Below are 13,384 nucleotides of genomic sequence, written 5' to 3' on the forward strand. Positions count from 1 at the left end.
TGCTGGCGCGAAGGAATACTTCACAACGTGAAACAACCATGCTCCTGGATATTTCATGTTGTCAAGTAAATGGGTACGCTGGAGTCATGCCCAGTCGTCGCGCAGACCCAGTGACCGTCGAGGTCGTCGAGCTCATCGGCGATGTCGTGGCCCGCTACCACACGGAATACGAGGACGCGGCCGCCAGCCACCAGCTCACCGGCGCCCAGGCCAGGGTGCTGACGCTGCTGTCCCTGGAGCCGCTCCCCATGCGCCGCATCGCGCAGAAGCTGCGCTGCGAGCCCTCGAACGTGACCGGCATCGTCGACCGGCTGGAGACCCGCGGCCTGGTCGAACGCCGCCCGGACCCGGCCGACCGCCGGGTGAAGCTGGCCGCCCCCACCGATGAGGGGCTCCAGACCGCGGAGCGGCTGCGCGAGTCCCTGGACTTCGCGCGCGAACCGCTCGCCGGGCTCTCCGCCGAGGAGCGCACGGCCCTGCGGGACCTGCTCAGGCGGATGCTGGCCTGAGCGGCCCCGGATCACCGATCCCGGAGCACCGCTCAGGAGCAGCCGAAGATCCAGAACACGCAGCTCTTGGTCGGCGCCGGCGTGGGCGTCGGCGCGGGCTTCGTCGCCGACGGCTTCGGGGGCTTCCCGGGCTTCGCCGTGCCGGTGGGACCGGGCCCGGGCCGGCCCGACGTCGACGGCCGTACGGACGCCCCGCCGCCGGGAGCACCCTGCGACGGCCCCGCCGTCCCGGTGGCGGAGGCGCTCGCTCCCGCCGAAGGCTGCGCGGACCCGCTCGGTCCACCGCCGGCCCCGGCCGACTTCGCCACCCCCGCGGCGGCCTTCGCCGAAGGCAGGGCCGACGGCGCGGCGGGCCCGCCCCCCAGGCTGGGCAGCGGATCCGGATCCTTCGGGCCGTCGTCCGTCAGCACCACCTCGGCGGCCCGGTCGACGCCCTCGTCGCCCGTCACGATCCGGGCCACCGCCATGGAGCCCCCGGTCGCCAGCAGCAGCCCGAGGCCGACCGTCAGCACGGTCCGGCGGCGCCTGCGCTGGGTGACGGCCTTGCGGCGGGTGCCCGCGCGCCCCTCGTGCGGCGTCGAGAGCACCACGAGGGAGTCGGCGAACACCTCCGCCAGGGCGGGCTGCGGGGCCGGCGGCACCGCGGGGCCGGGCTGCGGGGCGACCGTCAGGTACTCGGCCGGAGTTCCGCACCCGGCGCAGGCGAGCGCGCCATTGAGGTGTCTGTGGCAGGCGGGGCAGTAGTTCATGGCGCCCGCAGGCTATGCCGCTCTCGGCAACAACGGCATTCCGGGAACGTAAGGATCCTGTGTGGAATCGTTGCCTCCATGACCGCGACCCCGCACTCCTTCGGTCCCACCGCCTTCCAGCTGGTGCTGCTGCGGCGGATGGCGGACTTCCAGCCGGACCTGGCCGAGGAGGCCCGGCTGCGCCTCGGTGCCACGCTCGCCGAACAGCGGGAGGCCAACCGGCGCTGGCAGGCGATGGTCCGGTCGCCGCGCTCCCGCGGGGCCCTGGCCCGCTACCGGTCGGTGCTGGGACCGCCGGAGTCCGCCGAGCGGCGCCGGATCGGGGATCTGGAGTGCGAGGCGCTGCTGTGGCCGGTGCCGCTCTGGCCTCGGCTGCGCTTCGAGGTGCTGGCCGCCCCGGACGGGGCGGTCTGGAACGAGTGGCTGGTCCGTGCCCCGGGTGCACCGGGCCCCGCCCTCAGGGCTGCCGAGGACCTGCGGCCCTGGTCGGCGACGGTGGACGAGGTGGCACGGGCCTTCCCCCCGGCCCGGCCGATGGAGGGCACCGCGCCGACCCGCTGGCGCCTGGCGTTCACCGCGTCCGGGCGGCCGCTGGTCGCGGAGTTCACGTACGGCCTGCTCCAGCGGGTGCAGCCCGGGGACGCGGCACGGCCCGAAGGACCGGCCGCCTGACCGGACCGGACCGGCCGCAGGGCCGCGGGAGCTAGGAGCGGAGGAAGGCCCGGACGCCGGCCGAGGTGGCCTCGTCGCCGAGCAGGTCGTTGTGCTTCAGGCAGCCGACCGGCGTGTTGAGGGCCCCGGCGAGCGGGACGCTGTCGTCCGGGTTGACCACCTCGTCGCACGCCGACCAGAACGTCGCGTACTTCACCGCGCCCGGGGTCTCGTCCCCCGAGGCCAGGTTCTTCACCACGTACGACCCGGGGGTCATGTCCCGGCACGCCTGGTCCCACAGGGCGCACGCCCAGGCGGTGGAGGTGCCGTGGTTGGGGCCGGCCAGGGAGACCCAGTGGTCCACGGCCGCGGCTCCGCCGCCGAACTTGACGTACCAGCGGCTGACGAGCGATCCGAAGGAGTGGCCGACGATGTCCACCCGGGCGGCGCCGGTCTGCCGGCGGACCTGGTCGACGTAGGCGGCGAGCCGTCCGGAGAGCACCTCGTTGACCGACTGGTGGGTGTCGTAACCCCAGGAGAAGAGCTCCGAGTCCGCGTACCCGTCGGCGCGCAGGTCCTCGCGCAGGGCGCCCCAGATACCGGGGTCGGCGTTGTAGCCGTGGACGAAGACCACCGGAACGCGCGGTGCGGCGCGGACGGCCGGGGCGTCCTGCGCGTGGGCCGGGGCGGGCGCGAGGAGGGCGAGACAGAGGGCCGGGAGGGCCAGGATCGCCTGGCGGGTCGTCAGCATCGGGTCCCCTTTACCTTGTTACGCGTCGGTAGCGCGGGCGGTGCGCGCATGGTGGTGCCTGTCGGTACAGAAATCCACCCCCGTGCAGCACCCCGGGACGCATGCGCCCCACCCCACCCGGAGCATTTCAACGGGCGGGTTGACCCATTTACCCGAGAAGATATGAATTGCGACCGGCGATCGTCGGTCTTCTTGCGTCAGCGCACTCGGGAGGATCTGCCGTGACCGTCAGTCTTGAGCAGCTGCGCCGCTGCCACGTCGCCGTCGACCTGGGGGCCGCCAGGACCCGCGTCTACGTCAAGGGAGCCGGACTGGTCGTCGACGAGCCCAGCGTCGCCGCGGTGAACACGAGGACCGGCGCACTCATCGCCGTCGGCTCCTTCGCCGAGCGGATGACGGGCCGCACGCCCGACTACATCCGGGTCGTACGGCCCGTCTCCGGTGGCACCGTCGTCGACATCGAGATGGCCCAGCGGATGCTGCGTCACCTCCTCGGCGAGAAGCTGCGGCGCGCCCTGCGCCGCAAGCCACGGCTGCGGGCCGCCGCCTGCACCCCGCACGACGCCGATCCGCTCGCCCAGCGGGCGACCGTCGAGACCCTCGTCGGACTCGGCGCCCGCCGCGTCGAGCTGGTCGACACCCTGATCGCGGCGGCCGTCGGCTGCGGCCTGCCCGTGGAGCAGCCGACCGCGACGATGATCATGGTGTGCGGGGCGGCGGCCACCCAGGTGGCGGTCCTCTCCCTCGGCTCGATCGTCACCGCCGAGCGGATCCCCGTCGGCGGCGAGGCCATCGACCACGCCGTGGTCCAGCACCTGCGGCACGCGCACGCGCTGATGCTGCCGAGCCAGGCGGTGCGCCCCCTGCAACTGGCCCTGCACGGCAACGGCATCACCGCCGAGGGCCCGGCCTCCACCCTCATCCACGGCCGCGACGTGGCCACCGGACTCGCCCGCTCCGTCCACGTGGACACCGCGGCCGTCCGGGACGCCATCCACACCCCCCTGACCGCCGTCCTGGACGGCATCGGCAAGATCCTCCGGGAGTGCCCGCCCGACCTGGTCGCGGACCTGACGGACCGGGGGATCATGATGGTGGGAGGCAGCGCCCTGCTGCCGGGCCTGGACCAGATGCTGCGGGACGCGACCGGAATGCCCGTGGCCATCGCGGAACGGCCCGACGTGTGCGCCGTGATGGGTCTCGGCGCGATGCTCGAAGGAAAGATCGCCCCCATGGTCCTCAACCCGCTGTCCGAATGACGCCGGACACACACGATCCGGAACCCCGCCCGGCCGCGGCGCCAACACCGGCGCAGGAGGCGACACCGGCACCGGACGAGCCGTCCAGCCTGCCCGTGCTCCTGGAGGCGGTCCTCAACGTCGGCTCCGAGCAGGAGCTGCGGACCACCCTCCAGCACATCGTGGAGTCCGCCGCCGAACTGTGCGCGGCACGGTACGGCGCGCTCGGGGTCGTCGACCCCGAGCGCGTCCGGCCGACCCGGCTGTTCACCGCCGGGATGAGCGAGGCCGAACGGGCCGCCGTAGCCCGCCTGCCCGACGGGCGCGCCGGTGTGCTCGGCGCGCTCGTCGACGACCCGCGACCGCTGATGCTGGACGACCTGACGAAGGACCCCCGCTCGGCCGGCTTCCCGCCCGGCCACCCGCCCATGCGCAGCTTCCTCGGCGTACCCATCCGGGTGCACACCGAGGTGTTCGGCAACCTCTACCTCACCGAGAAGGCCGGCGGCGGCCCCTTCACCGAGGAGGACCTCGCGCTGGTCCGGGTCCTGGCCTCACAGGCGGGCATAGCGATCGGCAACGCCCGCCTCTACGAGACCGCCCGCCGCCGGGAGCGCTGGATCGAGGGCGCCGCGGCCGTGACCACCACCCTGCTGGCGGGGCGCCCGGCGGCCGACGCCCTGATGTGCGTGGCCGAACGCGCCCGGCTGCTCGCGGACGCCGCGGCCGGGGTGGTGCTCCAGCCCACTCCGGAGGGCGGCATGGAGATCGTCGCCGCCTCCACGCACGGGGATCCCGGCGACCTGGTCGGCACGGCCATCGCCCCCGGATCGGCGGTGCTGGAGCAGCTCCTGGGCGGGGAGCCGGTCTTCATCGAGGACTCCGCGACCGATCCCCGGATGACCACCCACGTACGGGAACGCTTCGGCCCCAGCATGATGCTGCCGCTCCAGAGCGGCGGCCAGCTGATCGGCACCCTCGCCCTGCCGCGGGCCCGGGGCGGGCCGGCGTACGACGCGGTGGACCGGCTGCTGGCCTCGCAGTTCGCCTCGCAGGCGGCGCTGGCCCTGGTCCTGGCCGACGCCCAGCACGACCGCGAACAGCTCGCGGTGTACGAGGACCGGGACCGGATCGCCCGCGACCTCCACGACCTCGTGGTGCAGCGGCTGTTCGCCACGGAGATGATGCTGGAGAGCACCCGGCGGCGCTCCTCGAACGCCCCGTCGGGGGACACGGTCGGAGAGGAACTGAGCCGGGCCGTGGACGAACTGGACTCCACCATCCAGGAGGTCCGCACGGCCATCTTCGCCCTCCAGCAGCCCCCGAGCGACGCCCCCGCGACCTTCCGGGGCCGGGTCCTGCGCGAGACCGGCGGGGCGGCGGTGCCCCTGGGCTTCCAGCCGTCGGTGCACTTCACGGGGGCGGTGGACGCGCTGGTCCCGGACCCGGTGGCGGGCGAGCTGCTCTCCGCCCTGCGCGGGGCCCTGGCCGCGGCCCACCGGCGCTCGGGGGTCACCTCCATCCAGGTCCGGGTGGACGCGACCCGGACCCGGGTCCGCCTGACGGTCACGGACGACGGCCGTACGGAGGCGGGCGCCCGGGGGACGACGCTGCGGTGGGAGTCGGCGCTCTAGGACCCTTCGCCGTCGGGGCGGCGCCTTGCCCGCAGCAGCCGCCGGCGCCGACGCCGGTCGGCGTCGTCGTCGTCCGGCGCGCCGCCCCGGAGCTGGCGCCAGTGCGTGCGGTACAGCACGAAGTAGAGGGCCACGAACAGGGCGCACACCTGCATGCCGATGCCGAGCGCGAGGAAGGCCTTCTCGCTCGACATGAGGGTGCTCATGAAGCCGAAGTTCATGCCGAAGAAGCCGGTCAGGAACGACAGCGGCAGGAAGATCACGGAGACGATGGCGAGTCGGTTGATCACGAGGTTCTGCCGGTCGGCGACCAGGGAGGCGTAGCTGTCGGCGGCCCGCCGGGTCTCGTCCCGCAGGGACTCGATCTCCAGCACCACCAGCCGCACGGTGCTCTCGTGCAGGCGGTGCAACGCCCGCCGCTCCTCGGGGATGTCGCGGTTCGCCAACCCCCGGCGCGCGAGGAACTCCTGCGCGACCGCGGCGTAGGGACGGAACGCGCGGTGCAGCTGGGCCGCACGCCGGCGCACCTGGGCCAGGCGGTGGACGTCCCGCGGCTCCCACTGCTCGAACATCGCCTCCTCGATGTCCTCGACCTCCAGCAGGGCCTGGGAGGCGGCCCGGCGGAACCCCTCCAGCACGTCGTGCAGGAAGAGGAACACCGTGGCCGCCGCGTCGGCGGGCCTGTCCTGCGGCAACCGTTCGACGAAGGTCTCGATCACCTCGACGGGCCCGTGGTGCACCGTGACGAGATGGCGCTCGCTGGCGAGCAGGTGGACGTGGACGATCCGGCTGCCGTCGACCACCGGCACGACGCACCCGACGATGTCCCCGCGGTACTCCACCCGCACGGGTTCGCGCGGTCTGCCGAGCCACTCCCAGACCTCGTCGTCCAGTCCGAGTCCGCGGAAGAGCGGCTCCTCCTCGGGCCCGGGCTCCCCGCCGGGTGCGGGCCCCTCCTCGGGCCCGGGCTCCTCGTCGGGCTCGGGCTCCTCGCCCAGGTCGATGTCCACGATCACGAAGTCGGAAGCCGCCAGCCGCTCCCGGGCCGCGGACAGGTCCGTGCGCGTGACGACGCCCTCCGGCATCGACACCACCGATACGTTCATCGCCCCTCACCGAGGATGACAGTGCGCCGCCGGGCAGGCGGGTACGACCCGGCTCCCCGCTTGCCGTCCCCCCGCTCCCCGGACGCGGGCGCGGGACTGCCCGGCCCCGGACGTCCGGCGTCCACCGGCACGCTACCGCCCGACCCGGGCGGGGCCGTGGTCCTGGCCGCCGGGTCGCGGACATCCGGGCGACATCACCCGGCCGGGTGCCTGGTGGCGGCCCGCAACGCGATCCGGGTACTGGACTGCGCCACCCCGGCCTCCCGCTTGAGCCGGCGCAGCAGCACGTCGAGCGCGGCGGGGTCCGCGGCCCGCGCCCGTACGAGGTAGTCGTACTCCCCCGTCACGTGCACCACCTCGGTGATCCCCGCGAGGGTGGCGACCCGCTGCTCGAACTCCTCGTTGGTCGTGTCCTGCCGCAGCACGAGGTCGATGAAGACCACGAGCCCGCCCCGGGTGTCGGCGGCCGGATCCACGATGACGGTGAACCCGCGGATCACCCCGTCCCGCCGCATCCGGCGCACCCGGTCGGCGGTGGCGTTGGCACTGAGCCCGACGCGGACGCCGAGGTCGCGGTACGAGATCCGCGCATCCTGCTGCAGGATGCCGAGGATTTCCCTGTCGAGGCGGTCCATACCGCGATTCTCGCAGCCGGAGCCGATACGGGCCGCCCACCGGGTGCCCCCGCACCCCACCCTCCCCTCCATGAGCGAACTCTTCTCCCCCGCGCTGTCGGGCGCGGTCGCGGGCCTGGGCGTGGCGATGCCGATGGGCGCGATGAGCGTGCTGCTGCTCCAGGAGGCGATGCGCCACCGCCGCACTGCGGTGGCCGCGGCGGCCGGCATCGCGGCGGTCGACCTGGGCTACGCGGCCCTGGCCACCGCGGTGGGACCGTGGGTGGCCTCCAGGGTCTCGCCCGTCGAGGCCTGGATCCGCCTCGTCGCGGCCGCGGTCCTCCTGTCCATCGCCGTCCACGCCCTCCACCGTTCCGCCCGTCCAGCCCCCGCCGCCCTTCCAGCCCCCGCCGCCCCATCGGCCCCGCCCCCACCGCACGAGGCCCGGGACCCGGGGGGCGTCGCCGGGGCAGGGGCCGGGGCCGTCAGGGCGTTCGGCCGGTACGTCGGTCTCACCGCCGTGAACCCCACCACCGCCCTCTACTTCGCCGCCCTCACCACCGCCCAGGCCTCCGCCCTCACCACCCACGCCACCGCCGGCGCCTTCCTCGTCGGCGTCGCCGCCGCCTCCCTCCTGTGGCAGCAGACCCTCGTCGCCCTCGGCGCCTTCGCCGGCCGCAGGATCTCCCCCGCCGCCCGCGCCTGGACCTTCCGCCTCGGATACGGCCTCGTCGCGGCCTACGCCCTGAAGATCGCCTTCCCCCTGCCCGACCTGACATGACCCCATAGGGTGAATCCGTGACGACGACCCGCCTCTCCGCCCGCGCCGCCATCGCCGCCCTCGCCGACCCCGGCACCTTCACCGAACTCCCCGTGCCCCCGAGGGAGTCCGCCGACGACGGCCCCCTCGGCTGGACCGGCTACGACGCCTCGCGCGCCCGCGCCACGGCCCGTACCGGCGAGCAGGAGTCCGTCGTCACCGGCACCGCCCGCGTCGGGGGCCGCGAAGCCGCTCTGATCGCCTTCGAGTTCGGCTTCCTCGGCGGATCGCTCGGCGAACGCACCGGGGACCGCCTCGAAGCCGCCTACGCCCACGCCCGCGCGCACCGCCTGCCCCTGGTGTCCCTGATCGCGACCGGCGGCTCCCGCATGCAGGAGGGCATGCTCGCGCTGACGCAACTCCAGCGCGTGGCCCGGCAGTGCGTGCTGACCCGCGCCGCCGGCCTCCCGCAGATCGCGGTGCTGCGCGACCCCACCACCGGCGGCGGCTGGGCCACCCTCGGTGCGGGGGCCGACGTGGTGCTCGCGCTGCCCGGGGCGCAGGTCGGCTTCGCCGGGTCCCGGGTGCGGCCGGCGGACGCCGATCCGGCGGCCTACACCGCCGAGGGGCAGTACGCCGCCGGGCACGTGGACGCCGTCGTGCCGCCCGGGGAGCTCCCGGCCGTCCTCGGGAACTGGCTGCGCGTACTGGCCGCGCCCCGCGCCACCGCGCCCGTCGAGCCCCCGGCCGCGCTGGCCGGCGTAGCGCCCCCGGAGACCGGCTGGGACGCCGTACGGCAGGCCCGGCACCCGGACCGCCCGCGCGCGCGGGCGTACCTGGAGGCGTACTTCGAGCTGCGCCTGCCCCTGCACGGGGACCGCTCCGGCGGCGCCGACCCCGGCGTGCTGTGCGGGATCGGGCTGCGCGGGGGCCGGGCCGTGGCGTACGCGGCCCAGTGCGGCACCGCCACCCGCCCGGCGGGCTACCGTACGGCGGCCCGCGTGATCCGCCTCGCGGACCGGCTGGGGATCCCGGTGCTCACCCTGGTGGACACCCCGGGAGCGGCCAACGACGCCGCCGCCGAACACGCGGGCGCCGGCCCCGCCATCGCCGACACCTTCGCGGCGCTCGCGGCGGCGACGGTCCCGGTGACCACCCTGCTCATCGGCGAGGGCGGCTCGGGCGGGGCGCTGGCCCTGGCCGCCCCGGGGAACACCTGGGTCACCCCCGACAGCTACTTCTCCGTCATCGCCCCGGAGCTGGCGGCGGCCATCCTCAAGCGCCCGTCCGCGGAGGCCCCCGCGACGGCGGACCAGCTCCGCATCCGCCCCCAGGACCTGGTCGCCCTGGGGGTGGCGCGGGGCGTGGTGGCCCCGGCGGCCGGCGTCTAGACGCGGCGCGGCAGCTTCACGTCCACCCGGTACAGCCGGGTGATCTGCTGCGGGAACTCGTTGTCGTCGCTGGCCAGCAGCAGCCGCACCCGCCCGGATCCGTCGATTCCGGTGGCGACCATGCCCTCGATGTTGTCGACGAGGGGGTGGTTCTGCGGCAGCTTCGACGGGGCGCCGAGCGTCGGGCAGTCGTTGAAGTCGCCGATCGGCGTCTTGCGGGCGGGCCGCAGGCCGTGGCCCTCGGTCAGCGTCTGCGTCCGCGAGGTGTCGTCGGCGCCCAGCGGATCGGCCACGTACAGCCGCGCGGTGATGGCGAACTGCTGCGTGAAGCCCCGCTCCAGCACGATCAGCCGTCCGTCCCCGGTCGGCGCGAGCTCGACGAGGCCGTGGCCCGCGTCGACGGGATACGCGTACTGGCGGCCCAGGACGAACTCCCCGTTCCCGCGCCGCTCCCAGGTCTGGATCCGCTGGAGGGTGCGCCCCCGGGCGTCCTTGCCGTCCCCGGCGAGCGGCCCCTCCAGGCCCGCGACCAGGGTGTGTCCGCCGGGCAGCAGGGTGAGGGACTCGAAGGTCTGGTTGACCGTGGCGCGTCCCTGCGGCGCGATCCGGAAGGCGGGCGGGACCGGGAGGACGGAGAGCACCCGGCCGGTGCGGTCGTAGCGGCGGATCGCGGGGGTGGTCTCGTCGGTGACCAGGTAGGTGCCGTCGCGGTCGACGACCACCCCCTCGGAGTCGGTGACCGCTCCCGCGCCGTCGGTGAGGGGGAGCCGGCGCGTGGCGCGGGCGGTGGGCGTGTCCCCGCGGGCCACGTCCAGCGTGTAGAGGGCCGACCGGTCGGACACGGCGGCGACCTTGCCGTCCCGGTCGAGGGAGAGACCGGAGATGCCGCCGACGAGCCTGCCGTCGAGGAGGGTCTTGTCGAGGGAGTCGGAGAACCCGCGGACCGTCATGTGGGGCGAGCAGGCCCGGTCGTCGGCGCGGGGGGCCGCGAGGGCGTGGGGCGTGAGCGCCGCGGTGAGGGCGGCGGTGGCCACGGCGGTGGTGACGAGCGTGCGAAGGCGCATGGAGGCCTTCCTCCTGGTTCGGCCGGATCGCCCGCGTCGGCACGGGCGAGGGAGTACCGAACTGTCATATGTCTGATCGAAAGGAATCGGAAGGCCCGGCAACGACGCGGCAACGGACCCGCCAACTCCCCGTCACACCCGCGGCGTCGGCCCGGGCCCGCCCCGAACCCCGGCGTCGCCCCGGGCCCGCCCCGGCGTCGGCCCCGCCGCCCGCTCAGGGCTGCGGGGAGCGGGCGTCGTAGCGGGCGAAGGCGCGCCAGCGCGCGGCGAGCAGACCCAGAACCAGCACGCAGGCCAGGCCCCCGCCGGTGATGGCGACGGCCGGAGAGGTCAGGTCCGCGACGGTTCCGGCGAGGAAGTCCCCGAGCCGGGGCCCGCCCGCGACTACCACGATGAACACGCCCTGGAGCCGGCCCCGCATCCCGTCCGGGGTCGCGGTCTGCATCATCGTCGAGCGGAACACCATCGAGATGGTGTCGGCGCACCCGGCCAGCGCGAGGAAGAACAGCCCCAGCCACAGGTTGCGGGTCAGCCCGAACACGGCGATGGCCAGCCCCCACAGGGCGACGGACAGCAGGATCGCCAGCCCGTGCCGCTGGATCCGTCCCTGCCAGCCGGAGAACAGCCCGCCCAGCAGCGCGCCCACGGCGGGGGCGGCGACCAGCAGGCCGACGGTCTTGGCGTCGCCGCCGTACCAGAGGACGGCGATGGCCGGGAACAGCGCCTTCGGCTGCGCGAAGATCATCGCGGCCATGTCGGAGAAGAAGGTCATCCGGATGTTGGGCGTGGTCCCGAGGAAGCGCAGCCCGTCCATCACCGAGGCCCGCCCCTTGCGCCCCTCCGGCAGCATCGCGGGCAGCCGCCACATGGCGTACAGGGCGGCGACGAAGGTCACCACGTCGATCAGGTACGCCGCCTGGTAGCCCCACCAGCCGACGATCAGGCCGCCCAGCACCGGGCCGAGCATGGTGCCGGAGGTCATGGTGACGGAACCCAGCGCGTTCGCGGCGGGGAGCTGCTCGGGCGGCAGCAGCTTCGGGATCATGGCCGAGCGGGCCGGCCCGTTCAGCGCCCCGCAGACGGCCTGGAGGGCGACGACGGTGTACAGCAGCCAGACCCGGTGGTAGTCGAGCAGGGCCGCGGCGGCCAGGCCGGCGGACAGGACGGTGAGTCCGATCTGGCTGTGGAGGCCGAGCTTGCGCCGGTCCACGGTGTCGGCGATGGCCCCGCCGTAGAGGCCGAAGGCGACGAGCGGGACGAGCGAGAAGAGGCCGACCAGTCCGACCGAGAAGCTGGACCCGGTGATCTCGTAGACCTGGAGCGAGATGGCCAGGGCGGTCATCGCCTGACCCATCCAGGAGATGGTGCCGCCGACCCACAGCCGCCGGTAGTGGGCGGAGGTGCGCAGCGGAGTCAGGTCGGCGAATATGCGCCGTCGGGGGCGGGGCGGGGAGGCGGTACCGGTCACAGCGGATGATAACCACCGCCGTGTCGGGCGGCCCTGGAGCGCGGGTGGTCCTTCACACACCCGCAACGTCCTCCCCACCCGGATCCGCGGCCCCAGGGCGGGGCCGGCCTTGCCGCTAACCCGCCACTATCACCGGACATTTGACCGAATCGGCGTAGCCCTCCGGCCTCCCGTTCGGCTCATGATGAAAGTTCGTATGTCCAGGGAGGCGTAGTGATCGAACCTGGCAACAGCACCACGAGCACCAGTGACACCGACCGCACCGGCCTCACCGGCGCCACCGGCGCCCCGGGCTCCGCAGGCAGAAATCTGCGCGTCGCGAGCGGTGTCACCACCCCCCTCACCCTGGGGGTCGAGGAGGAGTTCCTGCTCGTCGACGCCCATACCCTGCGGGTGGTCCCCGCGGCACCGCTCGTCCTCGCCACCGCCGCCGGACTCCCCCAACAGGTGCACCCCGAGGGGACCCGGTACCAGGTGGAGCTCGCCACCCCGGTCGCCGACTCGGCGGCCGCCCTGCGCGCGGAGCTCGCCGGTCTGCGGCGCACCCTCGCCGCGGCGGCCCGCGCGCACGGCTGCCGGCTGCTGGCCGCCCCCTCACCCGTCATGGCAGTGGAGGGGCCACTGCACCTGACCGACGACGAGCCGCGCCAACGCGAGCAGCACCGCCGGTTCGGCGCCCTGACCGACACCCTGGTCAGCTGCGGACGCCACATCCACATCGGCACCCTCGACGTGGACACGGCGGTGGCCGTGTCCAACCGGGTCAGACCATGGCTGCCCACGCTGATCGCGCTGGCCGCCAACTCCCCCTTCTGGGGCGGCCGCGACACCGGCCACTCCAGCTGGCGGGCAATGGCCTGGTCGGGCTGGCCCTCCGCGGGCCCGCCCCCGCACTTCACGTCCACGGCCCACTTCCGGCGCTCGGTGCAGACCCTGCTCGGCTCGGGGGCGGCCCTGGACACGAAGATGGTCTATTGGGACCTGCGCCCGTCCGGGAACTGGCCCACGCTCGAAATCCGGGCACCCGACATGTCCCCCGACATCGACACGGCCGTCCTCCAGGCCGAACTGGGCCGCGCCCTGGTGGCGACGGCCCTGCGCGAGCTCGCGGAGCAGCGGCCCGATCCGCCCGTACGGGACGACGTACTGCGTCTCGCGCGCTGGCGGGCGGCGCACGACGGGCTGGAGGGCTTCGGCCTGGACCCGTACACCGGCGCCGAGCTCCCGGCGGCCGATCTCGCGGAGGCCCTGCTCGACCTGGTCGCCCCGGAACTGGCCGCGGCCGGTGACCTCGACCACGCGGCGAAGACCCTCGGCGGTCTGCTGCGCGACGGCTCGGGCGCGGCCCGCCAGCGCGCGGCGTTCGCGCGCCGGCACGACCTGACCGACGTACTGCGCCACCTGGTGGAGGAGACGGAGAACTTCTAGACGGCCTGGACCCCGGGCCGG

13 protein-coding genes are annotated in these 13,384 nt (G+C 74.5%); 7 read left to right on the top strand and 6 right to left on the bottom strand.

Translation table 11 applies throughout. From position 1 onward, the window contains the following. Positions 1–86: 86 nt before the first annotated feature. On the top strand, positions 87–509 hold the full coding sequence (locus ABZW32_RS03575) for a MarR family transcriptional regulator (protein WP_356210624.1): 423 nt from the start codon (positions 87–89) through the stop codon (positions 507–509). A gap of 32 nt (positions 510–541) precedes the next feature. Here the strand turns inward: ABZW32_RS03575 and ABZW32_RS03580 are convergent, their stop codons facing one another. Continuing rightward, a complete protein-coding gene (locus ABZW32_RS03580) occupies positions 542–1,258 on the bottom strand; it encodes a hypothetical protein (protein ID WP_356210626.1) in 717 nt (238 codons plus the stop codon). A 78-nt stretch (positions 1,259–1,336) separates the two neighbouring features. On the opposite strand from ABZW32_RS03580, the gene ABZW32_RS03585 reads away from it, so the two are divergent. Next, on the top strand, positions 1,337–1,930 hold the full coding sequence (locus ABZW32_RS03585) for a hypothetical protein (protein WP_356210628.1): 594 nt from the start codon (positions 1,337–1,339) through the stop codon (positions 1,928–1,930). A gap of 31 nt (positions 1,931–1,961) precedes the next feature. Here ABZW32_RS03585 and ABZW32_RS03590 read toward each other — a convergent pair whose 3' ends face one another. Beyond that, positions 1,962–2,660 (bottom strand): triacylglycerol lipase, encoded by a 699-nt coding sequence (locus ABZW32_RS03590; protein WP_356210631.1) that lies wholly within the window; start codon positions 2,658–2,660, stop codon positions 1,962–1,964. A 221-nt stretch (positions 2,661–2,881) separates the two neighbouring features. Between ABZW32_RS03590 and ABZW32_RS03595 the strand changes: the two genes are divergently transcribed. Together ABZW32_RS03595 and ABZW32_RS03600 are read left to right on the top strand one after the other, a co-directional pair. Then, positions 2,882–3,919 carry a rod shape-determining protein gene (locus ABZW32_RS03595; protein ID WP_356210634.1) on the top strand — a complete coding sequence of 346 codons (1,038 nt, stop codon included), beginning with the start codon at positions 2,882–2,884 and terminating at the stop codon, positions 3,917–3,919. Further along, a complete protein-coding gene (locus tag ABZW32_RS03600; protein WP_356210637.1) occupies positions 3,916–5,532 on the top strand; it encodes a GAF domain-containing protein in 1,617 nt (538 codons plus the stop codon). Before ABZW32_RS03595 ends, ABZW32_RS03600 begins: the two co-directional genes overlap by 4 nt. On the opposite strand, the gene ABZW32_RS03605 is transcribed toward ABZW32_RS03600, so the two are convergent. Together ABZW32_RS03605 and ABZW32_RS03610 are read right to left on the bottom strand one after the other, a co-directional pair. Then, positions 5,529–6,638 (bottom strand): CorA family divalent cation transporter, encoded by a 1,110-nt coding sequence (locus ABZW32_RS03605; RefSeq protein WP_356210640.1) that lies wholly within the window; start codon positions 6,636–6,638, stop codon positions 5,529–5,531. The genes ABZW32_RS03600 and ABZW32_RS03605 overlap by 4 nt on opposite strands. 194 nt (positions 6,639–6,832) lie before the next feature. Then, positions 6,833–7,273 carry an Lrp/AsnC family transcriptional regulator gene (locus ABZW32_RS03610; RefSeq protein ID WP_356210642.1) on the bottom strand — a complete coding sequence of 147 codons (441 nt, stop codon included), beginning with the start codon at positions 7,271–7,273 and terminating at the stop codon, positions 6,833–6,835. A 70-nt stretch (positions 7,274–7,343) separates the two neighbouring features. Here ABZW32_RS03610 and ABZW32_RS03615 point away from each other — a divergent pair, with 70 nt between their 5' ends. Together ABZW32_RS03615 and ABZW32_RS03620 are read left to right on the top strand one after the other, a co-directional pair. Next, complete coding sequence (locus tag ABZW32_RS03615) at positions 7,344–8,033, top strand: LysE family transporter (protein ID WP_356210644.1); 690 nt, start codon at positions 7,344–7,346, stop codon at positions 8,031–8,033. 17 nt (positions 8,034–8,050) lie between these two features. Then, positions 8,051–9,403 carry a carboxyl transferase domain-containing protein gene (locus ABZW32_RS03620; RefSeq protein ID WP_356210646.1) on the top strand — a complete coding sequence of 451 codons (1,353 nt, stop codon included), beginning with the start codon at positions 8,051–8,053 and terminating at the stop codon, positions 9,401–9,403. On the opposite strand, the gene ABZW32_RS03625 is transcribed toward ABZW32_RS03620, so the two are convergent. Together ABZW32_RS03625 and ABZW32_RS03630 are read right to left on the bottom strand one after the other, a co-directional pair. Then, the gene (locus ABZW32_RS03625; RefSeq protein ID WP_356210648.1) at positions 9,400–10,467 is read right to left on the bottom strand and encodes an esterase-like activity of phytase family protein; all 1,068 of its coding nucleotides are present in this window, start codon (positions 10,465–10,467) and stop codon (positions 9,400–9,402) included. The genes ABZW32_RS03620 and ABZW32_RS03625 overlap by 4 nt on opposite strands. 214 nt (positions 10,468–10,681) lie before the next feature. Continuing rightward, on the bottom strand, positions 10,682–11,935 hold the full coding sequence (locus ABZW32_RS03630; RefSeq protein ID WP_356210651.1) for an MFS transporter: 1,254 nt from the start codon (positions 11,933–11,935) through the stop codon (positions 10,682–10,684). Between the two features lie 213 nt (positions 11,936–12,148). Here ABZW32_RS03630 and ABZW32_RS03635 point away from each other — a divergent pair, with 213 nt between their 5' ends. Continuing rightward, complete coding sequence (locus ABZW32_RS03635) at positions 12,149–13,363, top strand: glutamate--cysteine ligase (RefSeq protein WP_356210653.1); 1,215 nt, start codon at positions 12,149–12,151, stop codon at positions 13,361–13,363. Positions 13,364–13,384: the final 21 nt, after the last annotated feature.

Origin of the sequence: Streptomyces sp. NPDC004667 (genome assembly GCF_040609475.1) — a bacterium.
Taxonomy (GTDB): Bacteria; Actinomycetota; Actinomycetes; order Streptomycetales; family Streptomycetaceae; genus Streptomyces.